The 26010-nt window shown below is 61.0% G+C and carries 22 protein-coding genes; 3 read left to right on the top strand and 19 right to left on the bottom strand.

Going from position 1 to position 26010, the window contains the following annotated elements:
* Nucleotides 1-243: 243 nt before the first annotated feature.
* The 9 genes from OP500_RS07410 to OP500_RS07370 all read right to left on the bottom strand — a co-directional run bounded on the left by OP500_RS07410 (nt 244) and on the right by OP500_RS07370 (nt 12758).
* The gene (locus tag OP500_RS07410) at nt 244-753 is read right to left on the bottom strand and encodes an ApeP family dehydratase (protein WP_274070597.1); all 510 of its coding nucleotides are present in this window, start codon (nt 751-753) and stop codon (nt 244-246) included.
* A complete protein-coding gene (locus OP500_RS07405; protein ID WP_274070596.1) occupies nt 754-1959 on the bottom strand; it encodes a beta-ketoacyl-ACP synthase in 1206 nt (401 codons plus the stop codon).
* A complete protein-coding gene (locus OP500_RS07400) occupies nt 1952-2380 on the bottom strand; it encodes a hypothetical protein (RefSeq protein WP_238748665.1) in 429 nt (142 codons plus the stop codon). The genes OP500_RS07405 and OP500_RS07400 overlap by 8 nt, the downstream gene beginning before the upstream one ends.
* Nucleotides 2381-2551: 171 nt before the next feature.
* Complete coding sequence (locus OP500_RS07395; protein WP_274070595.1) at nt 2552-3796, bottom strand: NAD(P)/FAD-dependent oxidoreductase; 1245 nt, start codon at nt 3794-3796, stop codon at nt 2552-2554.
* 245 nt (nt 3797-4041) lie between these two features.
* The gene (locus OP500_RS07390) at nt 4042-5460 is read right to left on the bottom strand and encodes a TIGR00341 family protein (protein ID WP_238748667.1); all 1419 of its coding nucleotides are present in this window, start codon (nt 5458-5460) and stop codon (nt 4042-4044) included.
* A 172-nt stretch (nt 5461-5632) separates the two neighbouring features.
* Nucleotides 5633-7942, bottom strand: a complete 2310-nt coding sequence (locus OP500_RS07385) for an MMPL family transporter (protein WP_274070594.1) — start codon at nt 7940-7942, stop codon at nt 5633-5635.
* Entirely contained in the window at nt 7935-9611 is a 1677-nt protein-coding gene (locus OP500_RS07380; RefSeq protein ID WP_238748669.1) for an ApeI family dehydratase, read from the bottom strand. Before OP500_RS07380 ends, OP500_RS07385 begins: the two co-directional genes overlap by 8 nt.
* A 390-nt stretch (nt 9612-10001) precedes the next feature.
* Nucleotides 10002-10595, bottom strand: coding sequence for a LolA family protein (locus OP500_RS07375; RefSeq protein WP_274070593.1), 594 nt, complete (start codon nt 10593-10595; stop codon nt 10002-10004).
* An 81-nt stretch (nt 10596-10676) separates the two neighbouring features.
* Complete coding sequence (locus OP500_RS07370) at nt 10677-12758, bottom strand: site-specific recombinase (RefSeq protein ID WP_274070592.1); 2082 nt, start codon at nt 12756-12758, stop codon at nt 10677-10679.
* A 343-nt stretch (nt 12759-13101) separates the two neighbouring features.
* Here OP500_RS07370 and rpsB point away from each other — a divergent pair, with 343 nt between their 5' ends.
* The gene (gene rpsB, locus OP500_RS07365) at nt 13102-13833 is read left to right on the top strand and encodes a 30S ribosomal protein S2 (protein WP_238748672.1); all 732 of its coding nucleotides are present in this window, start codon (nt 13102-13104) and stop codon (nt 13831-13833) included.
* A gap of 124 nt (nt 13834-13957) precedes the next feature.
* Nucleotides 13958-14812 carry a translation elongation factor Ts gene (gene tsf, locus OP500_RS07360; protein ID WP_238748673.1) on the top strand — a complete coding sequence of 285 codons (855 nt, stop codon included), beginning with the start codon at nt 13958-13960 and terminating at the stop codon, nt 14810-14812.
* 142 nt (nt 14813-14954) lie between these two features.
* Here tsf and OP500_RS07355 read toward each other — a convergent pair whose 3' ends face one another.
* Nucleotides 14955-15899, bottom strand: coding sequence for an ABC transporter ATP-binding protein (locus OP500_RS07355; protein WP_274070591.1), 945 nt, complete (start codon nt 15897-15899; stop codon nt 14955-14957).
* Between the two features lie 140 nt (nt 15900-16039).
* A complete protein-coding gene (locus tag OP500_RS07350; protein ID WP_274070590.1) occupies nt 16040-16555 on the bottom strand; it encodes a MarR family winged helix-turn-helix transcriptional regulator in 516 nt (171 codons plus the stop codon).
* Nucleotides 16556-16709: 154 nt separating this feature from the next.
* Between OP500_RS07350 and OP500_RS07345 the strand changes: the two genes are divergently transcribed.
* Complete coding sequence (locus OP500_RS07345) at nt 16710-17567, top strand: EamA family transporter (RefSeq protein WP_274070589.1); 858 nt, start codon at nt 16710-16712, stop codon at nt 17565-17567.
* A 57-nt stretch (nt 17568-17624) separates the two neighbouring features.
* Here the strand turns inward: OP500_RS07345 and OP500_RS07340 are convergent, their stop codons facing one another.
* The 8 genes from OP500_RS07340 to metE all read right to left on the bottom strand — a co-directional run bounded on the left by OP500_RS07340 (nt 17625) and on the right by metE (nt 25973).
* Nucleotides 17625-17933: an ArsR/SmtB family transcription factor gene (locus tag OP500_RS07340; protein ID WP_238748677.1), complete on the bottom strand. Its 309-nt coding sequence runs from the start codon at nt 17931-17933 to the stop codon at nt 17625-17627.
* Between the two features lie 111 nt (nt 17934-18044).
* Nucleotides 18045-18575 carry a rhodanese-like domain-containing protein gene (locus OP500_RS07335; RefSeq protein ID WP_274070588.1) on the bottom strand — a complete coding sequence of 177 codons (531 nt, stop codon included), beginning with the start codon at nt 18573-18575 and terminating at the stop codon, nt 18045-18047.
* Nucleotides 18572-18766, bottom strand: coding sequence for a YgaP family membrane protein (locus OP500_RS07330; protein ID WP_238748679.1), 195 nt, complete (start codon nt 18764-18766; stop codon nt 18572-18574). The genes OP500_RS07335 and OP500_RS07330 overlap by 4 nt, the downstream gene beginning before the upstream one ends.
* Nucleotides 18767-18977: 211 nt before the next feature.
* A complete protein-coding gene (argG, locus tag OP500_RS07325; protein ID WP_238748680.1) occupies nt 18978-20318 on the bottom strand; it encodes an argininosuccinate synthase in 1341 nt (446 codons plus the stop codon).
* Nucleotides 20319-20494: 176 nt separating this feature from the next.
* Entirely contained in the window at nt 20495-20776 is a 282-nt protein-coding gene (locus OP500_RS07320; protein ID WP_238748681.1) for a PepSY domain-containing protein, read from the bottom strand.
* Nucleotides 20777-21044: 268 nt separating this feature from the next.
* Nucleotides 21045-21671 carry an NAD(P)-dependent oxidoreductase gene (locus tag OP500_RS07315; RefSeq protein ID WP_238748682.1) on the bottom strand — a complete coding sequence of 209 codons (627 nt, stop codon included), beginning with the start codon at nt 21669-21671 and terminating at the stop codon, nt 21045-21047.
* Nucleotides 21672-21673: 2 nt separating this feature from the next.
* Complete coding sequence (gene hutW / locus OP500_RS07310) at nt 21674-23494, bottom strand: heme anaerobic degradation radical SAM methyltransferase ChuW/HutW (protein WP_238748683.1); 1821 nt, start codon at nt 23492-23494, stop codon at nt 21674-21676.
* Between the two features lie 196 nt (nt 23495-23690).
* On the bottom strand, nt 23691-25973 hold the full coding sequence (metE, locus tag OP500_RS07305; RefSeq protein WP_238748684.1) for a 5-methyltetrahydropteroyltriglutamate--homocysteine S-methyltransferase: 2283 nt from the start codon (nt 25971-25973) through the stop codon (nt 23691-23693).
* Between the last annotated feature and the right edge of the window lie 37 nt (nt 25974-26010).

The following is a 26010-nucleotide window of genomic DNA, read 5'->3' as shown; positions in this document are numbered from 1 at the left end:
TTCCTTTGCAAATTCGGACGGAAAAAGGGTTTCAGGCTGCCTGCCCGGCGATGCCGTTTTGCCCTTTCAGGCTGCCTGAAAACATAAGGGCAGCCTGAAAGCGCTATTTTAGCCGGGCGGACGCAGGGCGGCAGCGGTGCGGGTGGGTTTCAGGCAGCCTGAAAGTTTGGTGCCTGAGTGTTTGGCGGGCTGCCGCATGGTTTTTTCAGGCTGCTTTTTATCTAGGGCAAAGCAGCCTGAAAGTCAGCCCGCCAATATCGCTTCCAGCGCTTCCTGGCTTTTGGGCATAAACACATTGAGCGCGCCGGCAAGCAGCAGGGTGCCGGCGGGCAGTTCGGCTTCGCGGCCGGCGGGTGGGGTGCGCACGGCAAGCGTGCAGTCGAACACGCCCATATTGTTGGCGTTGTCGAGCCAGGAGAGTACGGATTTCACGTCCATCACGGTGCCGACGGGAATGGCCGGCACGCCGAATTCGAGCTTGCGGGTGCCGAGCAGAAAACCCAGCTGCACGGGGCGGCCGGCATCGAGTGCCTGCACGCCCGCCCAGGCGCCGACGCCCTGCGCCATGATTTCCATGCCCTGCCAGCCGGGCAGCGCGTCGGGGCTGTTTGGCGGCAGCAGGATGCAGTCGGGGCGGACGGTGCAGACGGCGTGCAGGCTGGTGTCGTCGTAGGACAGCACTTCGTCCAAGAGCACCATGCGGCCGCTGTGCGGCAGCAGGTGGTCGGTGGGTTTGATCGGGCAGGGCTGCATTTAGGGTTCTCCGATAATAAGCACGCTGTTGTTGCCGCCGAAAGCGAAGGACGAACTGGCGCCGATGCGGCGGCCTTCGGGCCAGCGGCAGCCTGAAACGGTAAGCGCGATCGGCGGCAGCTCGGCATCGCGTTCGCCGTCCCACAGCTGCGGCGGCAGCAGGCCGGCGGGGTTGTCGGCGCGGCTGACGGCGCCCCACACAAAGGCCGCTTCGAGCGCGCCGGCGGCGCCGAGCGTGTGGCCGGTGAGCGGTTTGGTGGACGTGGCAGCGGTGGCGCAGCCGAACACTTCGGCCACGGCGCGGCTTTCCATGCCGTCGTTGAGTTTGGTGCCGGTGCCGTGCAGGTTGATCCAGCCGATTTGTGCGGGCGCAAGGGCGGCGTGTTTTAAGGCAGCCTGAAAAGCCTGCGTGGCGCCGAGTCCGTCGGGGCGGGGGGACGACATATGGTGGGCGTCGCTGCTGGCGCCGTAGCCCAAGAGCGGCAGGCTCTCGCCGTCGTTATCGCGCGTCATCACAAAGGCGGCGGCCGCTTCGCCGATATTGATGCCGTCGCGGCGCTCGGAAAACGGATTGGCGATGCCTGCGGACAAGACTTCCAGCGCCGCAAAGCCGTTAATCGTCAGCGGCGACAGGGTATCGACGCCGCCGCACACCACCGCGTCGCACAGATTCGCGCGCAGCAGCCGCGCCGCGCTGATCAGCGCCCGCGCGCCGGAAGTGCAGGCGGTGGAAACGCCGTAGCACAGTCCGTTCAGGCCATAAGCAGCGGCCACGAAATCGGCGGGCGAAGACAACAGCTGCTGCTGCTGGCCGAAGGGCAGGCCGTCCCACGCGCCGCCGTCGGCAACGTGGCGGAACAGCGGAATGTTTTCGTCGGCGCCGCCCACCGAAGTGCCGATGACCACCGCCACCCGTTCGGCGCCGTAGCGGCTGCGGGCAGCCTGAATCTGCGGCTCGATTTGTTCGAGCGCGTCCCACAACAGCCGGTTGTTGCGGCTGATATGCTCGGCGCCGAGGTTTTCAGGCAGCCTTCTGAGTTCGCGGTTTACCGCGCCGAAAGCACGGTTTTTGCCGATTACCCATTCGCTGCTGAAAGTGAGCGGACTCGCCGGCGGCGGCGCAAACAGGCCGCGCAGGTGTTCGTCCAAACCGCTGCCGAGCGCCGAAACCAGCGCCGGGCGGCCGAGCCAGACGGCGTCATTCATCGCCGTTCTCCGGCGGCAGCGGCGTAACCCGCCATTTGACGCCGCCTGCGTTGATATTGATGTCCCGCTCGTCGCTGCTGTAGTCTTTGAGCATCGGGAACATCTCGGTAAACAGCGCCTGCGCCGCGTGGTTGGGCGGCACAAAGCCGTCACGCCGCCAGCCGCGCTCGGTGGCCGAAAGCCGCGCCAGCGGGGCGCCGAAAGCGTCGGTCTGAATCCAGCGCGTCCGGCCGCCGGCTTCGCCCTGCACCACCAAAAGCGACACCTGTTCGGTGCCGCCCGCTCCGTCGAGCCGCTCGATTTTGAAACGGCGGCTCTCGCCCACATCCAGCTGCGGGCGCGCCTGCGGGTTGAAAGAAGTGCCGCAGGCGGCCAACAGCAGCGCGGCGGCAGTAATCAGGGCGGAAAGTTTGGCATTCATGTTTTCAGGCTGCCTTTAAGGTAAAAAAACGGGCGCAGTTTGGCAGTTTGGGTGGGGAAATTCAAGCTGCTGCGGCGCGGGAAAAGGCAGCCTGAAACAGCGTTTCAGGCTGCTTGGGTTTTCAGGTTGCCCTGTGCCGGCAGGGCAGCCTGAACAGCACTTAAAGCCGGTTTAACGGCATTCCTGCGGGCCGACGGTGGCGGCGAGCGCTTCGAGGCGGCGTTTGGATTTTTCAACGAAGGGGTTGGCGGTGTCCCAGGCGTAGCCGGCAAGGATCGAGCTGATCATGCGGCCGATTTCGGGGTTGCGCTCGGGGGCGTAGATGGCGTCTTGGAAGCTGCCGTCGTACCAGCCTTCAACATAGGTGCGGAAGGCATCGACGCCCACCATCAAAGGTTCGACAAAGCCGCTTTGCCAATCGACGGTTTCGCCTTTGAGCGCGCGGCCGAGCAGGTCGGCGGCGAGTTTGGCCGAGTGCATGGCGATGGTTACGCCGGAGGAGAAGACCGGATCGAGAAACTCGGCGGCGTTACCCAACAGCGCGAAGTGTTTGCCGTAGAGCGCTTTGACATTGGCCGAGTAGCCGCTGATTTTGCGGAAAGGGAAGTCGTTGTGCCATTGGGCGTTGGCCAGCACGCGCTTGAGCATGGGGACTTCGTCGGCGTAGCGGCGCAGGATGGCTTCGGAATCGCCCAGTCCGGCAAAGCGCTCGGGCAGGCCGACCACGCCGATGGAGCAGCGGTTGTCGCCGAAGGGAATCAGCCACAGCCACACGTCGCGGTGTTCGGGGTGGGTGGAAATCAGGATTTTGTTGCGGTCGAACTCGGGGTCGCTGATGTTGTCGTCGATATGGGTGAAATGGGCTTCGCGCACGGGCAGATGGGACGGGGTGTCCAAGTCCAACAGGCGCGGCAGCACGCGGCCGTAGCCGCTGGCATCGAGCACGAATTTGGCTTCCAGCACGTATTCGGCACCGTTTTCAGGCTGCACGGTGAGGCGGGCGCCGCTGTCGGTGTCGGCGAAGGCGGTAACGGCGTGGCCGAAGCGCACGTCCGCGCCCTGCTTGGCGGCTTCGTCGATCAGGATTTTGTCGAAAATCTCGCGGCGCACTTGGAAAGTGGTGCCGGGGCCGGCGGTGAATTTGTCGGTGAAGTCGAAATAGGTGTAGCGGCTGCCCCAGGTAAAGGCGGCGCCGTTTTTAAACTGGAAGCGCTTTTCGGCTTCGACGGCGGGCAGAAATCCGGCTTCTTCGATAAATTCCATACAGTGCGGCAGCAGGCTCTCGCCGATCACAAAGCGCGGGAAATGCTGCTTTTCGAGCACGCACACGGAAAAGCCGTGTTTGAGCAGCAGGGCGGCGGCGACTGCGCCGGAGGGGCCGGCGCCGATGATGGCGATATCGCAGGATTGGGACATGTTTGGTCTCCTTAGGGGTGGGGGTGTGGGTTTCAGATAGCCTTTCAGACGGCCTGGAAGGCTACCTGAAAATGGAGGGATAAGGTTTGCGCGGCATCAATATATAAAACCGTATGGGTTTAAGTTTCAGACGGCCTTTTTATATTAGGCGGGCAGGTTTCGTCATTCATAATTCACATTAGGGGAGGCTACCTGAAAAGTTCTAGCCAGCCTCCGGGGTTCAGGCGAAATATTTGAGGGATGGCCTATTTGTCCAAAACTTTGGTATTGACCAACAAGCGCACCGCTGTACCTTCATAACGCTGGTTCAACCATGCCTGTAACCGTTCGCGGTCTTTGGCGGGCAGAGGTTGGTCGAATTCGAGGGAGACAACAATATTGTTACTTGCGTCCGCTTCTTCGCTTTGAACTCTCTCAGGCTGCTCCTGCGTAGCGGGTGCAGTTTGTGCTTTTTCCCAAACCAAACCGCGCCCAACAACGATTTTTTCGGCTTCCGGATATTGGGCTTTGATTTCCCTCAGTACTGCTACGTCTTCGGGACTGGTGGTTTTGCCCGCCAGCACGGTATCGATGTAGGCCTGCTGCTCTTCCAGCTTGTTCTGTAACTGCACCGAGTTGTTATGGCTTGCCAGCAGTTCTTCAATTTTGGTGTCACTGCCCCCCGCATAGACTACTTTCACTTGCGGTTCTTTTATACCTGCCGCTTTCAGATTTGTGACCAGCAGAGTGGTAATTTTCTCGGCATTCCCTGTTCCGTTGACAATCAGCCCGACTGCACGTTCTTTGTAGTTCACCATTTTACGCAGCACGAAAAAACCTTCCTGCTGTTGTGCAGCGGCGATGGCATTGTTGGCTTTGGTATTAAACAGCTCCTGACGCACTAGTCCCGATGCCATATATCCGCTCGGAATCATCACTGCCAACACTACGGCTGTGATAATAATACGGTGCAGTCTGCGTTTGGTCTCACTTACCAGCCCCCTGCGCGGCAGCTTAAGTAGTTTGGAAAACAGTAGGGTGGAAAAAGCGATGAACACGCAGTTGATGGCAAACAGATAAAAAGCACCGAAAAAATAGTGCCAGTTACCGTGTGCTAGTCCATAGCCCGCCGTGCACAGAGGAGGCATCAGTGCAGTGGCAATTGCCACACCCGGGATGGCATTGCCTCCTTCTTTGCGCGTTAATGCCACAATGCCTGCACTACCGCCGAAGAAGGCAATTAACACGTCCCATAGGGTTGGCTGGGTACGCGCCAAAAGCTCGCTTTGCGCCTCTTTCAGCGGGGTTAGCAGGAAATACAGTGTAGCGGTAACCAAACTGATGGCGATGAACACAATAATATTGCGTGCTGCTTGGCGGATCAGTGCAGTATCGCCTACCGCGGCACCGTAACCCACACCGACGATCGGCCCCATCAACGGAGAAATCAACATCGCCCCAATCACTACCGCCGTGCTGTTTACATTCAAACCGATACTCGCCACGGCAATGGCAAACATCAATACCCACATGTTAGTTCCAGATACCCGCGTATTGGCACGGATGGCGGCATCGATTTTGTCAGGATGAGCTTGGTCATGTGCAAGGTTGAATACATCTTGCAGTTTGGTCATTGTGTGATTGTCTTGTACTTCCTGATTTTTACTATTTTCCTGTTCTTGCATTTTCTTATCCTCAAATTTTAACGATTGTTTTGAATGCCACCCCACAATTGTGATCAAGGATAGGCGGCACACTTTTTATAAGAAGCTATATTTTAGTTTTGCAGAAGTCCAACCTTAGCTTTGCCAAGATGTCGATTTATTAGTTGAAGCTCACGCTTTCAGGTAGCCTTTTTCAGACGGCCTTCCGCCCCGCACCTTCCTTCTTCAGCAGCCAGGCCGAGAGCAATACGTTCAGCCCCACGCCGAGCGATACGGTGATGCCGAAGGCGGCGACGGCGGGGGTGGTGCTGATGGCGAGCAGCAGGAAGGAGATGGCGGTGGTGAGGGCGGCGAGGAGGATGCCGCCGAGTTTGGCGGCGGGGGTTTCGCGGGCGGTGAGGGCGTAGACGGCGTAGTCCGCGCCCACGGCGGCCACCAAGAGCAGGCCGAACATGGCGAACAGGCTGACGGGCAGGCCGAGCCAGCCGAGCAGGCCGACGGTGGCGGCGGCGGAAATCAGCGGCACGGCGAGGATGAGGCTGCCGCGCCGTGCGCCGAACACGCGCCACAGCACCAGCCACGCCAGCGCGAAGGAAGCGAGCTTGAGCCAGGCGGCCTGGTTGCGGGTGTGGCGGAACAGGCCGTTCAGGTGCTGGCGCTTGTCGATCAGGCGGGCGCAGGCGCCGCCGTTTCGGTTGCACGGCAGTTTTGCCAGCGCGGCGGCAAGATCGCCGCTGCCGGCGGCGCCCTGAATGCGCACGATATTGGCGTGCCGCGCGCCGATTTTGCCCAGATACAGGCTGCGCCACGCTTCGGCGATTTCAGGCTGCAAACCCTGCTCCAGCGACACCGGCGGCGCTTTAGCGGCATCGCGCAGGGCAGCCTGAACGGTGGCGGCGGGCACGCCCAGCTGCTCGAATGCGGCGAAGTTTTCAGGCTGCTCGGCGATGTCGCGCAAACGGCGCTGCAGGCGGCGCTGTTCGTCCTGCGGCAGCAGCCATTGGTTGAGCGACTGCACGCCTTTCAGGCTGCCTTGCGCCAACAGCGGCGCTAGGGCGGTTTCCACTTCGGCGTTGCGCCGCAGAAGCTCGTCGGTATTGCCGGCGGCCACCAGCACGAAGCGGCCGCTGCTGTCGCTGCCGCTGATGTCGGCCACGGCTTTGGTGTCGGCCAAGAGCGCCGGATCGAGCGCCACCCAGTCGCGGATATCGTCCTGCCAGTTGCTTTTCAGGCTGCCTGCGGCAGCAAACAGCAGCAGCGGCCACAGCAGCAGATGCACTTTGCAAGCAGCCGCGCGCCGCATCGCGCCGGCAAACCAGGTTTCGCGCGCGGCATAGCCTTTAAACAGCGGCGGCAGCAGCAAAACCGTTGCTGCAAAAGCGCCGCAGAGCGCGGTCACCGAAAACACCGCCGTTTGGCGCAGCACCGGCAGCGGCGTGAACGCCAGCAGCAGATAGCCGGTAACGGTAATCGCCAAACTGGCGCAAAACGCCGGCAGCACACGGCGCATCGCCGGCACGCCCTGCCAGCCGCGCTCGAATACCGAAGGCGCCAGCCAGTGCAGCGGAAAATCGACCATCATGCCGACCAGGCTGGTGCCGATCACCACCGCCAGAATATGGATGTGGCCGAACAGGCCGATCACCGCCGCCAGCCCCAGCAGCATGCCGGCAATCAGCGGCACAAACAGCGCCAGCACGCGCAGGCTGCGGAACACCGCCAGCAGCAGGGCAAAGGTCAGCCCCAGCCCCAGCGCCGACATCAGCGTGCTTTCGCGCTCGGATTTGTGTTTGGCATCGGCGGCAAACAGCGCGCCGCCGGCGGCAAGGACGCGGTATCCCTTGCGCGCCGCCGTATCGCGGGTGGCATCCAGCAGCGGCAGCAGTTTTTCCTGAGCGCCGATGCCGGTTTCAGGCAGCCTGGCCCGCAGCAGCACCCAAGTAATGTTTTCATGCTCGGCAAACAGCATGCCGCTGCCGCTGTGCCATTGTAGGCGGCCGGCGGGCTGCTTTTGCTGCACAAAGCGGCCGAAGCCCGGCCAGTCCTGCTCCAGCGGCAGCAGGTTTTGCGCGAACGGGTCGGCGGCATCTTCGGCGCGGCTTTGGAAATAGGCCGCCGGATCGCTGTCCAGCAACCGGCGGTTGGGCGCATCGAGCGCATTGACGCCCAGCGCGCGGATTTGCGCGCGCAGCGCGTCCAAATCGGGGTTGATGCGGCTGTCCACCGCGGCAAACAGGCCGCTCTGGCGCCATTGCCGCGCGGTGTTTTCGGCAGCGGCAATGGCTTGCTCGGCATCGGATGCACCCACCAAGAGCAGAATCTGGCCGTTGAGCGCCCGTTCGTTGGCTTGATCGGCGGCGCGCCACAGCTCATCGATGCCGGCATCGGCCGGCAGCAGCGCGGCAAAGTCGGTCTCAATCCGCCCGCCCTGCGGCAGCCAGATGGCCAGCAGCACCGCGGCCGCCGCCAGCAGCAGCGCATACAGCCGCGCCCATTTAGCCATGAAGCGCCACCCTGCCCGAAGCGCAGGCGGTGTCGCCCTGCGTGATGGAAAAGTGGATTTTGCGCTTGGCTTCGTCGTAGCGCAGCGTCAGATCGACGGTGTCGTTCGGCCGCACAAAGTGCTGGTATTTCAGGTTTTCAATCTGTTTGATGCTGCCGTTTGCCCAGCCTAATGACGCCGCCAGATCCATCGCCCACTGCACTTCGATAACGCCGGGCACCAGCGGAAAGGTGGCGAAATGGCCGCCGAACCAGGCCAGATCGAGCGGCACGCAGCCTGAAAAACGGTAGCTGCCGCTATTTTGGTCTTGTTCGATTAAACGCCATTGCGGCGCGGTTTGCGGTACGGTAAAGGCAGCCTGAAAGTCCTGCTCGCCGATTTTAGCCTGCGGATTGCGCGGCAGCGCGGCGGCAAAACGCCAGTAGCGCGGCAGCGCGGCGGTGTCCTGCGTTTGCGCCAGATGGCGGCGCAGCGCGTCGATAACCGCAGGCCGCCCCTGTTCGCGCCAGGCTGCGATGCCTTCGGCATTGAGCGCCACCCAGGCGGCGATGCGCCCGTGCTGCGGATGGCGGCCGCAATGGGCGTCGTCCGTCCACGGATGCTCGAGCAGGTCGTGCTCGATTTGGTTGAGCGACACGCGCTTGTCTTCAAATTTGATGATGCGGTCTTGGCGGCCAAGCAGTTTCAGGCTGCTGCCGGACAATTCGGCGGCATCGGCGGTCTGCTGGCGGCCTGCCGTCCACGGCGCTTCCAGCGCCAGCGTGCCGCCGCCGCTGATATCGGCGGAAACTGCCGGCAGCAGTGTCCACGCGCCGCCGCCTTCGCGCAGCGCCACCGCGCCGGTTTCGGTGCTGCCGTACACATCGTGCGGGAAAAAGTCGAGTTTGCCGTGCAGCATTTCGGCGGTGCTCTCCGGCAGCATGCCGCCGGCGCTGACGATGCCGCGCAGGTTTTGCCGCAGCCGCGGCCAGTCGCGCGCTTCGCCCAGGCGGTTCAGCAGCGCCGGGCTGGCAATCCAGATGCAGGGCGCGCGGCTGGCGGCGATCAGGTCTTCGGGATAAACGCATTGGCGCCGGCCGAGCACCCAGCCGCAGGAAAGCGCGGCAAAGACGCGGAAACTCAGGCCGTACAAATGCTGCGGGCTGACGCTACCGTGCGCCGTCAAACCGCGCCATGCCGCCGGCAGCCGCCGCGAGAGCGCCGCCGCTTCGGCCTGCATTTGGGCAAAGGTTTTTTCGATGACTTTCGCTTCGCCGGACGAGCCGGAGGTTTTCAGCCGCAGGCGGGCACCGGCGGCCGGCAGCGGCATTGCCTGCGCCGGCGCGTCGACCTGCTCGGCATCGGCGCCGTAATGCCATTGGCAGCCTGAAAGCGTTTCGTCGTCGCTCAGCCACAGCGCGCCGGCCTGATCCGCCCAGCTGCGGTTGGCATCGGCCAGATTGGGCGGCAGATACACTTCGGCGCCCGCCTGCCAGGCCGACAGCAGGGCGGAGGCAAAACGGGCGCCGTCGTCAAACCACAGCGCCACGGTATGCACGTCGTTTTCGCGCAGCCGAACCGCCAGCGCGGCGGTGGCGGCGGCAAACTGCGCGGCCGTCCAGTTTTCCGCCAGCAGCGCGTCGGCGGGGCGGTGGAGCAGGGAAAGCAGGGGGGAAGCGGTAGCGGACATTTTTTTCAGGCTGCCTTGGCGGCGGATGGAAAACGGCGCGCATTATAGCGCGCCGGCAAAGGCAAGGCAGCCTGAAAGACGGCGGACGGGTCTTTCAGGCTGCCTTCGGCTTTCAGGTTGCCTTTAAGGTAAAAAAACGGGTGGGGTTTAGCAGTTTGGGCGGGGAAATTCAACTTGCCTCACAGAGCGGGACAGGTTGTTTCGGCAATGGGGATGGCGACTTTCAGGCTGCTTGGGTTTGTTTGCGCGTTTTGGTGCGCGGTGCGCACCCTACCGGCACTTTCATCACAAAGCAGCCTGAAACGCCCGAACAACCCGCTGTAGGGTGCGCACCGCGCACCATAGTGGGCGTTGATGGGCGTTTCGGGCTGCCTTTGGGTTTCGGGCTGCCTATTCCAGCGCCTGTTTGGCGGCGGCATCCAGGGCTTGGTCGGTTTGCAGCTGTTCAAACTGCATCACCGTGCGGTCGCCCTGTTTTTCTTTAAGCTCGATGCGGCGCACCAGCTTATCGCCGCTGATGGTGATGTTTTCAAACACCTGCTTCATCACCACGGTTTTGGGTAAGAGCAGCAGCTGCCAATTGCCGGCGCTGCCGCTGAGTTTGAGGGTGAAGTGGCGCTGCAGCTCGGCGGTGTCGCCGCCGAGTACCGCCATAAACAGTTTGACTTGGGCGGCCTGCGTGCTCTGGCTGCCGTTGCTTTTCCAGGCGCCGGAAGCGTCTTGGCGGCTGATGCCGTCGCGGCGCACGCGCAGGCGCAGCTCGAAGGGTTTTTGCAGGTGCCAGAACAGGCCGTGGCCGGGGCGCAGGGCGAAGCGGCCGCTGGTGGTTACAGGCTTGGTCAGGGTGCGCAGGTATTTTTGTTGGGTAAAGCGCCCCTGCACGGTTTTGGGCGCCTGCAGCTGGACGGTGAGTTCGCGGCTGTCGAAGGCGTGCGCGGCGGCGGCCAGGCACAGGGCGGTGAGGGCGGCGAGTAGTTTGTTCATGGGCTTGTCCTTGCGGGTGTGGGGCAGCCTGAAAAGGGGAAAACGGCTTTCAGGCTGCTTTTTTCAGGCTGCTGGGTCGGTTTAGCTTTTGCCGTCGGCTTTGGCCGGCGGCGCGTCGGCTTTGGCGCCGCTCGCTTGGTCGGGTTTTTTGCCGCCGTCTTTGCCGTCTTTTCCATCTTTGACATCGGCGGGGCTTTCGCTTTCAGGCTGCGGCCAAAACAGCACCGACGGCCGTTCTTTGACAATCTGCCAGAAGGCGGCAAACACGCCCCACCAGCTGTCGATTTTGGTTTCGCGCGAGCGCAGCGCCACCCACAGGGTGATGGAAAAACTCACCAGCAGATTGACGCCGCCGATCATCAGTACAAACACAATGCTGCGGATAAACACCCACAGGCCGAGGCCGCCGCTGGCAACGGTGTAGCCGACGTTGGCGGAAGAGAAGGCGACGTGGCGGATGTCGAGCGGCAGGCCGGTGGCGTGGCCGAAAAAGCCGGTGATGCCCAGCAGCATGCCGAAGCAGACATTACCCACCAGCGAGCCGTAGTTGCGGTGCCAGTAGTCGGCAAACCAGTTGCGCGCGCGTTGGGGCAGCAGGCGTTTGAGCAAGGGATGGTGGCGCAGGCGCATCCGCAGGTTGAGGTAGTCGCAGCGGTTGTCGAAAAAGCCGGAGATGATGCCGGAGCAAAACAGCCACACGCCGGCGATGGCGGCATACCACAGGGTGGGGCCGGCGGGGTCGATGGCTTTGAGCTGGTAGCGGATTTGCGCGTCGTTGAGCAGCGGCGTGCCGTGGTACAGGCCGTAAAACAGGGTAATCAGCAGCGCCAGGGTGGCCGCGACAAACATATTGCCGAACACCGCCACGCCCTGCGAGCGGAAAACGTCCACCAACAGCTGCGCCAGCTTTTGGTTGACCGCGCGCTTGCCGTCGTTGCGCTCGACGGCGGCGGCGATGGTGGAAGCGGTCATCGCCGGCTGCTTGGTGGCGACGGTGCCGTGCAGCACGAAAATCAGCATGAAGCCGATGCCGTAGTTCAGGCCTTCGGCGATGCTGCGCCAGAAATGGTTGTCGATTTTGGTGCCCAGATAGATTTTAAACAGCGACATCAGTGCAATCAGCACGCCGCCGCCGGCTGCGGAATAAAACAGGCCGCGGAATTCTTTTTTGTTGCGGGTGATGTAGTGCTCGCCGTGGTCGCTGGTATTTTGGGTGATGCTGCGCGAGAGCATTTTCACGCTGCGCTTCCACAGCCAGGAAATGCTGTGCTGCTCGGCGGCGGCGTTGGCCAGCGTGCCGGTAAGCTCGAGCAGGCAGCGCGGCGGAATCTGCTCGGGCGAGAACACGTCCATCAAGAGCGTCATGCGGTTAAGCGTCTGCTCCAGCCGCTCCAGCAGGTGCGCCACGCCCAGCGACGAGCCGGCGCCGGCGCCGGTGCCGCGTTTGCGCAGGTGTTCGACCTGGCGGCGGCACTGGTCGAGCATCACATACAGATGGCTGTCGTCAAAAGGCGTGTTGCTGCTGCGCGCTTCCACCCAGTGCGCCACTTCGCGCTTAAGGGCGACAAAGGGCGAATCGGCGTCCAGCAGTTTGGTGTCGAGCCGGATCAGGTCGGGCTCCAGCTCTTCGGCCGCCACCCAGATCGACAGCATTTCCACCGCATACAGCCCTTCCTGGCGCAGATAGCGGTGCACGGTTTCACGCTCGCTCTCGCCCGCTGCCGCGCGCAGCAGCCGCAGCAGCGACGCCCACAGATGAATCGGCACCGCCGTCAGCCAGCGGCCGTCGTGCTCGTCGCTAAACAGAATGGCAAACACGTCGCGCAGGTCTTTGGGGTCTTTGTAGGACGGATTGATGCGCTCGTACAGGCGGTCGGCCAGCTCGCGGCCGAAGCCTTCGCGTGAGAAAATGCCCACGCTGATAAACAGCGGATACAGGCGCACGCTGCCGAGCCAGCGGCAGAACATCGACGCCGTCTGCGCGCGCAGCTGCGGGTCTTTTTCCAGCAGCGACAACAAGGCCTGCACCCGCTGCGGCGCGCGCTTGGCCTTGCCGCGGCGCAGCCAGACCGTCAGCGCCTTGAGCAGGCCGAAGGCATCGTTGCGCGCCGCGCACAGCGCCACGAAATCGGCCAGTTTTTTTTCGTTCAAACGAACAACCATTGCGGCAAAACTCCTTTTCAGGCTGCCTGAAAGACTGCCCCGCCCGCCGTTTGCAAGCGGCTGCCTAAAGCGGGCGGAAACATCAAAAAGGGGACGATTATACCGCCAAAATCCGCTCCGCCCGCCGCAGCCGACCCCGTTTGCGCTTTTCAGGCTGCCTGAAAAGCGCTGCCGGCCGCCCCGTCGCACTTGTCCGCCGGCGGGAAACTCTCTATAATCCACCGGCTTTCGTTTTGGAAGCCTTTTTTATTTTCAACCAAACGCTCGCATTTGCCGCGAAAGGGTGCTTTGATTGCAAAGTTCTTGCGCAAATGTCTGCTTTAACCCTTTGTAAGGAAATTCAATGTCTCAAATCACCATGCGCCAGATGATGGAAGCCGGCGTACACTTCGGCCACCAAACCCGTTACTGGAACCCGAAAATGGAGCAATACATTTTCGGCGCGCGCAACAAAATCCACATCATCAATCTGGAAAAAACCCTGCCGCTGTTTCAGGCTGCCCAAGAAGCCGTCCGCCGTCTGGTTGCCAATAAAGGCACCGTATTGTTCGTCGGCACCAAGCGCCAGGCACGCGACATCATCCGCGAAGAAGCCACCCGCGCCGGCATGCCCTATGTCGATCACCGCTGGTTGGGCGGCATGCTGACCAACTACAAAACCGTCAAACAGTCGATCAAACGCCTGGAAGAAAAAGCTGCCATTTTGGAAAACGGCGAAGCCAGCGGCTACAACAAAAAAGAGCTGCTGGACATGACCCGCGAAGTGGAAAAACTGCAGCGCTCTTTGGGCGGCATCAAAGACATGAAAGGCCTGCCCGACGCCATTTTCGTGATTGACACCGGCTACCAGCACGGCACCATCGTCGAAGCCGCCAAACTCGGCATTCCGGTTATCGCCGTTGTCGACAGCAACAACAGCTTCGACAATGTGGACTACATCATCCCCGGCAACGACGACTCCGCCAAAGCCATCCGCCTGTACTGCCGCGGCATCGCCGACGCGGTACTGGAAGGCAAAAACCAGTCGCTGCAGGAAACCGTAGCCGCCGCACAGGCCGCTGCCGAAGCACAATAAGCGGGGCTTCCCGCAAAGGGGCGCTCGCCCCTTTTCCCTTTCAGGCAGGCTGTCCGCCCTTTTCAGGCAGCCTGCCCCGTTTTGAATGCGGCATCGGCCGCAACACTTTAGGAGTTTGAAAAAAATGGCGAATATTACTGCGAAAATGGTTGCCGATCTGCGCGCCGCCACCGGCCTGGGTATGATGGAATGCAAAAAAGCGCTGGTGGAAGCCGACGGCGATATGGCCAAAGCCGAAGAAATCCTGCGCATCAAATCCGGCGCCAAAGCCGGCAAACTGGCCGGCCGCACTGCCGCCGAAGGCGTGCTGGCCTATGCCATCGAAGGCAATGCTGGCGCACTGGTGGAAATCAACTGCGAAACCGACTTTGTTGCCAAAGACGCCGGTTTCCTGGCTTTCGCCCAGTCCGTAGCCAAAACCGCGGTAGCGAAAAAACCCGCTTCCGTTGAAGATTTGGCCGCGCTGGTGGAAGAAGAGCGCAAAGCCGTGATCGCCAAACTGGGCGAAAACATCAGCGTGCGCCGCTTCCAGCTGATCGAAACCGCCAACTCGCTGACCGCCTATATCCACGGCGCCGCCGCCAACGAAGGCGTGCTGGTGGAATACAAAGGCGCCGAAGACGTGGCCCGCAAAGTCGGCATGCACATCGTCGCCGCCAAACCGCAATGCGTTTCCGAAGACCAGGTTGACGCCGAAACCGTGGAAAAAGAGCGCCACATCTATACCCAGCAGGCCATCGAGTCCGGCAAACCCGCCGACATCGCCGCCAAAATGGTTGAAGGCCGCATCAAAAAATTCCTCGCCGAAGTGACCCTCAACGGCCAGGCTTTCGTGATGAACCCCGACCAGACCGTTGCCCAGTTCCTGAAAGAGAACGGCGCCGAAGTGGTGAATTTCGTCCGCTACAAAGTGGGCGACGGCATCGAGAAAAAAGAAGTCGATTACGCCGCTGAAGTGGCCGCTGCCGCCAAAGTGTAAACCGGCACCGCATCCAAACGCCCGCAGGCAACTGCGGGTGTTTTTTCGTCTGTCGGCAAAAAGCAGCCTGAAAACCTTTGAGCAAGGCTTTCAGGCTGCTTTTTGCCGTTTGGCATGCTTGAAAAGACGCGCTGTCGCGTTTTCAGGCTGCCTGCGGGTCAAAACCGACTATCCGCGCGTAATCGACGGCAGCTTTGCAATGCCCGTCCCAGTCCGGCCGCTCGGCCTGCCCGCAAAAGGCGGTGAGCCGGCCCAGCTGCGGGTGATCGAGTTCGACACGCCAGCGTTCGGGCTGGCGGAAGATGCCGGCGATGCGGCAGCTCTCGCCTTCGCCGCCGAGACGGATGGCGTCGGGCGGCACATAGCGCGTTTCGCTGACATTCAGGCAGCCGAGCAGGCGGGCGGCGGCGGCGGATGCCGGCCGCGCCAGTATTTGCTGCGGCGTGCCGTGCTGGATGATGCGGCCGTCGGCCAGCAGGGCGATGGCATCGGCGGTCAGGCAGGCTTCGGCGGGGTCGTGGCTGAGCAGCACGGCGGGCACGGCGCAGCGGACAACCTGTTCGCGCACCTGCGCCTGTAATTGGCTGCGCAGCACGGTATCGAGACTGGAAAACGGTTCGTCCAGCAGCATTACCTGCGGCTCGGCCAGCAGCGCGCGCGCCAGCGCCACCCGCTGCTGTTCGCCGCCGGAAAGAGCGGTAACGCGGCGCTCGGCAAGCGCGGCCATGCCCAGCTGTTCGAGCACGGCTTCGGTGCGGCGGCGGGCTTCGGCTTTGGGCGTGCCGCGCAGGCGCAGGCCGAAGGCGGCGTTCTGCCACACGTTCAGGTGCGGAAGCAGGGCGAAATCCTGAAACATCATCGCGCAGCCGCGCCGCTGCGGCGGCAGGCCGTTGAGCCGGCGGCCGGCCAGCAGGATGTCGCCGCTGTCGGGCTCGGTCAGGCCGGCGATCATATTGAGCAGCGTCGATTTGCCGCTGCCGCTGGCGCCGAGCACCGCCAGAATGCGGCCGTTTTCCACCGTCAGGCTGATGTCGCGGGCAACGGTTTTGGCGGGGAAGCGTTTGCAGATGTTTTTCAGTTCGAGCATGGCGGCCACTCGGGAAACGGGGTAAGGGCGGCTATCGTAGCAGGGTTTGCCGCCGCCGGCGGGTTTTTGCGGCTTTCAGGTTGCCTGAACAGTCTTGGCAGGCGCGGCGGCAGGCAGCCTGAAAAGCGGATTTCAGTCTTTCAGGCTGCCTGATTGTCGCTTTCCAAGATGGCCAGCCAGCTTTTCAAATCCTGTTCCAGGCGCTGCCGCGTTGCAGGGTCGAGCTTGTCGAGCAGGCGCTGTTCGTTGGCCACGTGGGGGAAAACGGCCTGTTCGATCCGTTCTTTGCCGCTGGCGCTCAGGCGCACCAGCAGGCTGCGGGCGTCTTCGGGGTTGGGCAGGCGCTCGATCCAGCCTTCGGCTTCGAGCTTTTTCAGGCGGGTGCTGATGGTGCCGGAGCTGACCATCAGCGACGAGTAAAGCTCGGTGGGCGTCAGCGTGTAGGGCGCGCCGCTGCGGCGCAGGGTGGCGAGTACGTCAAACAGCCCGCCGCCCAGCCCGTGCGCGGCAAATACCCGCTCCAATTCACGGTCGATCTGCGCGGCGCAGCGTTTGAGCCGGCCGATCAGTATCATGTTTTCCGCTGCCAAAGCGGGCAGCTCTTTGTGCCATTGGGCGGCGATGGCGTCCACCGCGTCTTGCTCTCGGGCGTTCATGGCGTCTCCTTTGTGCCGGTTGGTCAGTCAGCGCGCTATTTTATCTTGACAACAAGACAGTTGCTGCGTTAATTTATCTTGCTATTAAGATAAATTCATAAACTGCTTTTCAGGCTGCCTGATCCCGCCCGAACGCATCCGCCAAGGAAAACCCATGTCCGCCGCCCGCAACCGCGATTTGCTGGTTACCGCCCTTGCCCCGCTGATTTGGGGCAGCACTTATCTGGTTACCACCGAATTTCTGCCGCCCAACCGCCCGTTTACCGCCGCGCTGATCCGCGTGCTGCCCGCCGGTTTGCTGCTGCTGGCCTACACCCGCCGCGCGCCCGCACGCGGCGAATGGGCGCGGGTGGTACTGCTGGGTGTGCTCAATATCGGCCTGTTTCAGGCCATGCTGTTTGTTTCCGCCTACCGCCTGCCGGGCGGGCTGGCGGCCACGCTCAGCTCGACGCAGACGCTGATGATTCTGCTATTAGGCTGGCTGATCGGTAAAAACATGCCGCCCAAAGCCGCATGGGGCTGGGCGGCGGCGGGGGTGGCGGGCATCGCGCTGATGGTGCTGTCGCCGCAGGCGCGGTTTGACGGCTGGGGCATGGCGGCGGCGCTCACCGGCGCGGCGGGCATGGCGCTGGGCGTGTATCTGTCGAAACACTGGCGCATTTCGCTGAACGCGCTGGCCTTTACCGGCTGGCAGTTATTGTTTGGCGGACTGTTTCTGCTGCCCGCCGCCCTGCTGCTGGAAACGCCGCCCGACACGCTGACGGCGGCCAATATCGGCGGTTATCTCTATCTGAGCCTGTTTGGCGCGGTGTTTGCCTACGCGCTGTTTTTTCGCGGCATCGCCAAACTGCCGCCTGCCGTGGTTTCTTCGCTCGCCCTGCTCAGCCCCGTGTGCGCCTTTGTGCTGGGCTGGCTGTTTCTGGGGCAGAGCATGGACGCCAAATCACTCTTGGGCTTCGCGCTGGCGCTGGCATCGATTTTCGGCGTGCAAAAGGCGATGCGCCAGGCATAGGCAGTCTGAAAAGTAAAAAGCAGCCTGAAAACCGAGAACCGGGTTTCAGGCTGTTTTTTACGGCGTTTTATCTTCGGCTTCGGCGCAGAAAAACGAATACAGCAGTTTGATGGTTTCGCCCACGCGCGCATCGGCCAGATAGTAGAGTCGCTCGCGGTGCTTGGTTTCGCAGGCCACCAGCCCCGCTTCGCGCAGCAGGGCCAGTTGTGTAGAAGTGGCCGCCTGCGGCAGGCCGGTAAGCTGCGAAAGCTCGGTAACGTTGCGCTGCGCTTCGTGCAGGTTGCACAGCACGGCCAGGCGGTTGGGATTGGCCAGCAGCTTCAAAAAGGCGGCGGCTTCTTCATAGGGGGGATTTTCGGTGTCCATGATGGCGGGTTTGCGGTGTGTTTTTGTTTTAAAAGATGTTTCAGACGGCCTTTGTCGGTATTGCAAAGGCCGTCTGAAATATTGTGGCAGGCGGATTGTACCAGCTTTGCTTCAAGCCTGATTCCACGGCATCCGCGCCAGCAGTTTGGCCATGCCGCAAAATCCGGTCAGCCCCGCCGTAAGCAGCCCCGCGCCCACCAAAGCGGCGAGCAGGTAAAACACGGGGGAGAAAAACGCGCCGCCGATAACGCTAAGCAACACCAGCGAGCCGGCGCCAATCTGCACCTGCCGCATCATATCCAGCGGCGCGCTGCGGTCGGTGACGGTGGGCAGGCCGGCTTTTTTCCATGCCTGCAGACCGCCGTCCAAAATATAGGCCGTGCGCCCGTTTGCCGCTGCCGCCAGCGTTGCCGCTGCCTGCGCGGTGCGCATGCCCGACAGGCAATGGAACACCAATATATCGGCATTGGCGGCGGCAGACGGCAGTTTTTCTGCCAACTCATCGGGCGCGATGCACAGCGCTTGGGCAATATGCTCGCGCCGGTATTCGGCTGGGCTGCGGATGTCGATAAGCAGCACTTCTTTGCCGAACTTGCCGATTTCGTCCGCGCCGATGCGCGGCAAAGTGTCCGCCGCGCTCATTTTTTATCAACCGGACAAGTATTGATGCCGAGCAGGCTGTACAGCAGGCAGCTCGACATTAAACCGGTAGCCAGCGGCACTACGCCGATCCAGCCCCACCAGCCGATATAGCCCATTAGCGCGCCCGCAATCAGGGCGATACCCAAAACAATCCGGATAATCCGGTCGATTGTGCCGACATTTCGTTTCATGTTCATCTCCTGAGAAGCATATATAAGTAATTTTATATATGTGTTGAATGATAGATGAAAAGATGGCGGCTTGTCAAACTCGGGGCGGTACTTTCAGGCTGCCTGAAAGTTTTATAAAAGCCCGAAGCTGCCTGAATACCGTCTTGCCATTGATATGGAAAAAGCAGCCTGAAACCGAGAATCAGGTTTCAGACTGCCTTTAACATTTGCCTTATTTACTATCCAACTTCGGAATCACCGCGCCTTCGCCCAGCTGCACCAGTCCGGTTTGCGCGTAAATACCCAGTTTGGTGCGGGTGTCGGTAATGTCCAGATTGCGCATGGTAAGCTGGCCGATTCTATCCAGCGGGGTGAAAGCGGCGTTTTCCACTTTTTCCATGCTCAGGCGTTCCGGATGGTAGGTCAGGTTGGGCGATTCGGTATTCAGAATCGAATAGTCGTTGCCGCGGCGCAATTCGAGGGTGACTTCGCCGGTGATGGCTTTGGCCACCCAGCGTTGCGCCGTTTCGCGCAGCATCAGCGCTTGGCTGTCGAACCAGCGGCCTTGGTAAAGCAGCCTGCCCAAGCGCAAGCCGTTGATGCGGTATTGCTCGATGGTGTCTTCGTTGTGGATGCCGGTGACCAAACGTTCGTAGGCAATGTGCAGCAGCGCCATGCCTGGGGCTTCGTAGATGCCGCGCGATTTGGCTTCGATGATGCGGTTTTCAATTTGGTCGCTCATGCCCAAGCCGTGGCGGCCGCCGATGCGGTTGGCTTCAAGGAAGAGTTCGACGGGGTCGGCGTATTCTTTGCCGTTCAATGCAACCGGCATGCCTTCTTCAAAGCGCACGGACACGGTTTCGGGTTTCACCTCCACGTTTTCATCCCAAAACGCTACGCCCATAATGGGTTTGACGATTTTGATGCCGCTGTTCAGAAATTCCAAGTCTTTGGCTTCGTGCGTTGCGCCGAGCATATTGGAATCGGTGGAATAGGCTTTTTCTACCGACATTTTGTAATTGAAGCCGTTGGCAATCAGAAATTCGCTCATTTCATGGCGGCCGCCGAGTTCGTCGATAAATTGTTGGTCGAGCCAGGGTTTGTAGATTTTCAGCGCGGGATTGGTCAAGAGGCCGTAGCGGTAGAAACGTTCGATGTCATTGCCTTTGTAGGTGCTGCCGTCGCCCCAGATGTTCACGTCGTCTTCTTTCATGGCGGAAACAAGCATGGTGCCGGTCACAGCGCGGCCGAGCGGGGTGGTGTTGAAATAGGGCACGCCGCCGGTGGAAATGTGGAACGCGCCGCATTGGATGGCGGCGATGCCTTCGTGTGCCAACTGGGCGCGGCAGTCGATTAAGCGGGCGTTTTCTGCGCCGTATTCCATCGCTTTCTTGGGAATGGCGTTATAGTCGTCTTCGTCCGGCTGACCGAGGTTGGCGGTGTAGGCGTAGGGCAGCGCGCCTTTGAGTTTCATCCACAACAGCGCGGCGGAGGTATCCAGCCCGCCGGAAAAGGCGATACCGACTTTTTGTCCGATGGGGAGAGTTTGGAGAATGGTGTGGTTCGAACTCATATTTTTTCCTTTGCAAACGGGTGAATCAGGTTGCCGATTATATGCGGATGCGCCGGCGCTTTCTATGGCAAAAGGCAGCCTGAAAGCTCCCAAGCAAATTTAGAAATCCGCACAAGTGCCGGCCATGCAAAAGGCAGCCTGAAAATGTTTCAGGCTGCCTTTTTGCCGTACGGGATTTAGTCGTCGATTTTCTCTTTCAGAATCCGCAGGTCGGGGTAGGAGAGTTTGATGTCGTATTCGACATTGCCTTTGTAGGCATCGACATCGAATGCGGGGCGGCCGCGGTGGTCGTCGGCTTCGATTTTGTACACGCGGTAGCCGCGCTTTTCGAGCATTTTTACCGCTTTGGCGCGGTTTTGCTCGTAGGCGGGGTCTTGGTGCATTTTGTATTCGATGTAGTCGTCGGCCACGGCGGCGCCGGAGATGGCGATCAGGGCGGCAAGCATCAGTTTTTTCATTTTGGATTCCTTTCGTGTTGTTTGGGGCGTCTTGTTCGACGTGGGCGGATTATAGGCGGCGATAATTTGCGGAAAATTAGCGCGGCAAAAAATATCGGGCGGGGTAGGGCGGCGGGGTTTTCAGGCAGCCTGAAAACGGGCAGCCTGAAAATTTGGCACACGCCGTATGCCGTGCCTGCGCTTTCAGGCTGCCATCGGTGTTTTACTGCAGGCAGCCTGAAAGCCAAAAAAAACGCCTGCCGTTAATCGGGCAGGCGGCGGGGCGCTTTCAGGCTGCTTCGGCCGGGTCGCCGGTAACCGAATAGACTTGGCTGCTGCTGCCGGCATCGTTCAGAACGGCCAAAACGGCGGCGGCCAGACCGTTGCGGGTCATGTAGCCGGCGGGCACGGAGGTGTCGCTGCCGCTTAAGCGGTAGGCTTTGCTCTCGCCGTTGCCCAAGCCGCAGGGGCGCAGGATGCTCCAGTTCAGGCTGCTTTGGCGCAGTACGTTTTCGGCTTCGGTTTTGGCCTGCACGGCTTCGCCGAGCGCCTGTTTGAAGCGCTCGCTCATGCCGTCCCATTGTTCGCCGCAGCCCATGCTGGTGATAAGGATGAAGCGGGCGTTGGGGGTGTGGCGTTCGGCGGCGCGGATGATGTGGATATTGCCGGTGGCGTCGCTGCGGATGCCGGCTTCGTTTTTGCCGCCGACAAAGCTGATAACGATGTCGGGACGGCTGCGCTCGAAGGCGGCATCGACGGCGGCTTCATCGAGCACGTCGGCGTGAATCACGGGGATGTTGCACGCGGCGAAAAAGCCGTCGTCGGCAGCGCGCAGCACGGCGGTCAGGTTGTGGCCGCCGTGCTGTTCGATAAAGGCGCGGCCGGCGGCGCCGTTGGCACCGAAGAGCAGGATCATGGTCAGGCTCCTTCAAACAGCTTGCGCATGGCTTCGAGCTGGTGGGCTTTGAGTTCGCCGTTTTCGTCGCGGCCGACGAAGATTTTGAACATGGCGCCGCCGTTTTTGTTCATAAAGTTGAGCGAGCAGGTGGCTTTGCCCATAAAGGGGCGTTCCATCAGGTAGATGCGCTGGCAGTTTTCATAATAGATGTGGCCGTGCACGCCGCCGGCTTCGGCTTCTTGGAAGTTGTAAAAGCCGTGGCCGACTTTGCCGTTGGGCAGTTTGCCTGTTACTTCGACGATGGCGTCGGGGGTGTGGGCGATAAAGGTAACGGCTTCGTTCCAGCCGGCCACCGCCTGCAGAAATTCGACGATGCGGCTGCCTTCGGTGTGGCGGATCATGTTGTCGGGCAGGCAGCGGATTACGTCTTCGAGACTGCACTGGTGTTTGGCGGCGAGCATTTCGAGAATCTGGCCGGGATTGTCGGCCAGCGATTGGCGCAGTACGGTTTGCTGTTCGGCAGAGAGCGGTGAAGACATGGAATTTTCCTTTCCTGAAGTTTGCGGGAGGGCAAGCATCAGCTTGCGGGTAAGGGTAGGCGACCAGTAGCGGCCGCTGGTGTTAAGGCGGGCGATGCCGTCTTGATCGATTTCGAGCAGCGCGATTTTCTGCCATTGGGCGATGAGTTTTTGCGCTTCGGGGCAGCCTGAAAACAGCGAGGTGTCGATGCGGCCGAGTTCGATATCGTGCTGGACGCGGCCGAGCAGGGTTTTGTGTTCGCCGTGGCGGCTCATAAACGACAGGTTTTTGCTGCCTTTGGGCGTGTCGAGATAGCTTTTCAAATCGCCCTGCACCTGATAGCTGAAACGGCGGGTGTTGCCGCCGGCGCCGGAGCCGAAAGCCAGGCAGGGCATATTGGATTTGACCAGGGTGTTGTAAAGGTTGCGCTCGCCGCGGCCGGGATAGGCGAAGTGGTTGTTGCTCACCTGCTGCCAGCCCTGCTCGCGCAGATAGGCGACGGCGTAGGCATACTGGCGCGACTGCATGTCCAGCCCGGGTGGCACGGGGAAGGCGCCTTTTTCGATCATGCGGTTGATGGGCAAAAAGGGATAGCAGTTAAACGCGTAGGTGTCGAGACCGGAGAGCGGCAGCGACAGAGCCAGCTCCAAATCGCGCTGCCAGACATCATCGTTTTGGGCGGGCAGGCCGAACATCAAATCGGCCACAATCACCGCATCCAGCCGGCACAGTTTTTCCAGATAGGCCAGCGCTTCTTCGCCGCTGTTTTTGCGGCCGAGCCGCTTGCGGATGGCGGTATTGAAAGTCTGCACGCCGATGGAAATGCGCGTGGCGCCGGCGTCGATGCAGGCTTGGGCTTTGTCCATGCCGAAATGGCTCATGCGGCCTTCAACGGTAAATTCGCAATCATCGGCCAGCGGCAGATATCGGTAGCAGGCGCGGATCAGGCGCGCCAAGTCTTCGCTGTGCAGCGCGGTGGGCGTGCCGCCGCCGAAATACACCGCGCGGATTTTGCCGCCGATGCTGCGCTGCTCGGCTTCGCAGGCCATCTCTTCGATAACTTTATCGACATAAACCGCGCTGTAGCCGTCTTTCCAAGCATTGCGGTAGAAACCGCAGAACACGCAGTGGTTGGCGCAAAAGGGGATGTGCAGATAGGCCAGCGCGTCTTCGTTGATCGGCTGCGCCAAATCCTGCTGCCAGATTTGCTGCCATTGCGGCTGGGGCAGCGGCACCCCGCCCCAAATCGGCATCAGCGCCTGACGCTCGGGAAAAGCGTCGGGCGCGGCTTCGGTGTTGCGCCAGCTGATGGTTTGGATCATGGGTACCGCCAAATGTAAAGAAAACGGTGGTAATTGTAAATGATTTTCAGCAACGCTGCGATTGATTTACATCAAGGCGCGGAATTTTTCGAAGATTGTTGCGGTAAAGCGGGAAAAGCAACATAAAGGCAGCCTGAAAACCGTAAAACCGGCTTTCAGGCTGCCTTTTTACTGCGCGCTTGGGCGCAAACGCCGCTTAACGTTTGTTGTCCAACTCGTTACGCAGTTTTTTGGTTACGGCCATCATCACTTCGAGCTGTTCCAGCGTTTCTTTCCAGCCGCGGGTTTTCAGGCCGCAGTCAGGGTTGACCCACAGGCGCTCGACGGGCACGACTTCCATCGCTTTGCGCAGCAGGTGTTCGACTTCGCCTTCGGTCGGCACGCGCGGGCTGTGGATGTCGTACACGCCCGGGCCGATGTCGTTGGGGTATTTGAAGTCGCCGAACGCGGTCAGCAGCTCCATGTCGGAGCGCGAGGTTTCGATGGTGATGACGTCGGCGTCCATCGAAGCGATCGCGGGCAGGATGTCGTTGAACTCGGAGTAGCACATATGGGTGTGGATCTGGGTGCTGTCTTCGGCGCCGACGGACGACAGGCGGAAGGATTCGCACGCCCAGGCCAGGTATTCGTCCCATTGCGCTTTTTTCAGCGGCATGGCTTCGCGGATGGCGGGCTCGTCAATCTGGATGACTTTGATGCCGGCTTTTTCCAAGTCCAAAACTTCGTCGTTCAGGGCGAGGGCGATTTGTTTGGCAACGACGGACAGCGGGATATCGTCGCGCACAAACGACCATTTGAACATGGTAACCGGGCCGGTGAGCATGCCTTTCATCGGGCGTTTGGTCAGGCTTTGCGCGTAGGACGACCAGTAAACGGTCATCGGCGCGGGGCGGGAGACGTCGCCGAAGATGACGGGCGGTTTGACGCAGCGGCTGCCGTAGCTCTGCACCCAGCCGAACTGGGTGAAGCAGTAGCCGGCCAGCTGTTCGCCGAAGTATTCGACCATGTCGTTGCGCTCGGCTTCGCCGTGGACGGGTACGTCGATTTCCAGTTTTTCCTGCACTTCGACGCAGTAGGCGATTTCTTTTTTCATCGCGGCGTCGTAATCGGCGGCGGAGAGTTCGCCTTTTTTGAAGGCGGCGCGCGCCTGACGGATTTCGGCGGTTTGCGGGAACGAACCGATGGTGGTGGTGGGCAAGAGCGGCAGTTTCATCCATTCCTGCTGCGCTTTGATGCGCGCGGGGAAGGGCGATTTGCGCTGGTCTTCGCCTTTTTTCAGGCTGCTTACGCGCGCTTGTACGGCGTCGTTGTGGATTTTTTTGTTGGTGGCGCGGTCGGCGGCGGCGGCATCGGAAGCGGCCAGCGCGTCTTTCACGCTGTCTTTGCCGTTTTCCAGGGCGCGTTTGACGGTGCCCAGCTCGACCAGTTTCTGCGCGGCAAAGGCCATCCACGATTTGATTTCGGCATCGAGTTTTTCTTCAACCGCCAAATCCTGCGGGCTGTGCAGCAGCGAGCAGCTGGGGGCGATCCACAGGTTGTTGGCGAATTTTTCGCGAACGGGTTGCAGCGTGTCGATAACTTTGTTCAGGTTGGCGCGCCAAACGTTGCGGCCGTCGATCAGGCCGACGGACAGCACTTTGTTGTCCGGCCAGCCGTTGGCGAACACGGCCAGCTGCTCGGGTGCGCGTACGCAGTCGATGTGCACGCCGTGAACCGGCAGGGATTTGAGCAGCTCGAGATGCTCGGCGACAGACGCGAAATAAGTGCCGATGATGATGCGCACGCCGGTGTTGGCCAGCTCCTGATACACGCCGGCGAAGGCGTCGAGATAGGCCTGCGGCGCGTCGGCGGCAAGAATCGGCTCGTCAATCTGCACCCAGTCGGCACCGACGGCGGCCAGCTCGCGCAACAGTTGCGCGTAGGCGGGCAGCAGTTTGGGCAGCAGGGTTTTGACGCGGCAGCCGAATTCTTCTTTTTTCTTGCCCAGCCACAGCAGGGTCAGCGGGCCGACCAGCGTCGGTTTGATGTCGTAGCCTTGCGCTTTGGCTTCCTGAATCTGGGCGATCAGGTTGGCGGCGTTCACGGAAAACTCGGTGTCGGCGTGCCATTCGGGAACGATGTAGTGGTAGTTGGTGTCAAACCACTTGGTCATTTCCATCGCAAACTGGGTGGCGTTGCCGCGTGCCAGCTGGAAATACTCCGGCAGGCTCAGTTTGACGGCGTCAAAGCCGAAGCGTTTGGGAATCGCGCCCAGGGTGCACAGGGTGTCGAGCACGTGGTCGTAGAAGGAAAAATCGCCGACGGGCACAAGGTCGGCGCCTGCGGCTTTCTGCGTCGCCCAGTTCAGACGGCGGATTTCGGCGGCGGTTTCGCGTAGCTCGGCTTCGGATTTGGCGCCTTTCCAAAAGGCTTCGACGGCGAATTTCAGCTCGCGTTTGGCACCGATGCGCGGGTAGCCGGAAAGATGGAAGGTGGTCATATCGGTTCTCCTGATAATGGAAATGGCCGCAAACGGC

This window comes from Kingella sp. SNUBH-2017, assembly GCF_028680565.1.
In the GTDB taxonomy this organism is placed as follows: domain Bacteria; phylum Pseudomonadota; class Gammaproteobacteria; order Burkholderiales; family Neisseriaceae; genus Kingella_D; species Kingella_D pumchi.
Note: the sequence above shows the minus strand (reverse complement) of the source record. Positions and strands in the feature narration are given on the sequence as shown.

Coding starts and splice junctions, on each gene's coding strand:
- OP500_RS07390 (WP_238748667.1), bottom strand. CDS start 5,460: ATGCAAGAACAGGAAAATAGTAAAAATCAGGAAGTACAAGACAATCAC.
- OP500_RS07400 (WP_238748665.1), bottom strand. CDS start 2,380: ATGAATGCCAAACTTTCCGCCCTGATTACTGCCGCCGCGCTGCTGTTG.
- OP500_RS07350 (WP_274070590.1), bottom strand. CDS start 16,555: ATGAACGCCCGAGAGCAAGACGCGGTGGACGCCATCGCCGCCCAATGG.
- rpsB (WP_238748672.1), top strand. CDS start 13,102: ATGTCTCAAATCACCATGCGCCAGATGATGGAAGCCGGCGTACACTTC.
- OP500_RS07315 (WP_238748682.1), bottom strand. CDS start 21,671: ATGATCCTGCTCTTCGGTGCCAACGGCGCCGCCGGCCGCGCCTTTATC.
- OP500_RS07370 (WP_274070592.1), bottom strand. CDS start 12,758: ATGGTTGTTCGTTTGAACGAAAAAAAACTGGCCGATTTCGTGGCGCTG.
- OP500_RS07410 (WP_274070597.1), bottom strand. CDS start 753: ATGCAGCCCTGCCCGATCAAACCCACCGACCACCTGCTGCCGCACAGC.
- OP500_RS07340 (WP_238748677.1), bottom strand. CDS start 17,933: ATGGACACCGAAAATCCCCCCTATGAAGAAGCCGCCGCCTTTTTGAAG.
- OP500_RS07345 (WP_274070589.1), top strand. CDS start 16,710: ATGTCCGCCGCCCGCAACCGCGATTTGCTGGTTACCGCCCTTGCCCCG.
- OP500_RS07320 (WP_238748681.1), bottom strand. CDS start 20,776: ATGAAAAAACTGATGCTTGCCGCCCTGATCGCCATCTCCGGCGCCGCC.
- OP500_RS07385 (WP_274070594.1), bottom strand. CDS start 7,942: ATGGCTAAATGGGCGCGGCTGTATGCGCTGCTGCTGGCGGCGGCCGCG.
- OP500_RS07405 (WP_274070596.1), bottom strand. CDS start 1,959: ATGAATGACGCCGTCTGGCTCGGCCGCCCGGCGCTGGTTTCGGCGCTC.
- argG (WP_238748680.1), bottom strand. CDS start 20,318: ATGAGTTCGAACCACACCATTCTCCAAACTCTCCCCATCGGACAAAAA.
- metE (WP_238748684.1), bottom strand. CDS start 25,973: ATGACCACCTTCCATCTTTCCGGCTACCCGCGCATCGGTGCCAAACGC.
- hutW (WP_238748683.1), bottom strand. CDS start 23,494: ATGATCCAAACCATCAGCTGGCGCAACACCGAAGCCGCGCCCGACGCT.
- tsf (WP_238748673.1), top strand. CDS start 13,958: ATGGCGAATATTACTGCGAAAATGGTTGCCGATCTGCGCGCCGCCACC.
- OP500_RS07375 (WP_274070593.1), bottom strand. CDS start 10,595: ATGAACAAACTACTCGCCGCCCTCACCGCCCTGTGCCTGGCCGCCGCC.
- OP500_RS07355 (WP_274070591.1), bottom strand. CDS start 15,899: ATGCTCGAACTGAAAAACATCTGCAAACGCTTCCCCGCCAAAACCGTT.
- OP500_RS07330 (WP_238748679.1), bottom strand. CDS start 18,766: ATGAAACGAAATGTCGGCACAATCGACCGGATTATCCGGATTGTTTTG.
- OP500_RS07395 (WP_274070595.1), bottom strand. CDS start 3,796: ATGTCCCAATCCTGCGATATCGCCATCATCGGCGCCGGCCCCTCCGGC.
- OP500_RS07380 (WP_238748669.1), bottom strand. CDS start 9,611: ATGTCCGCTACCGCTTCCCCCCTGCTTTCCCTGCTCCACCGCCCCGCC.
- OP500_RS07335 (WP_274070588.1), bottom strand. CDS start 18,575: ATGAGCGCGGCGGACACTTTGCCGCGCATCGGCGCGGACGAAATCGGC.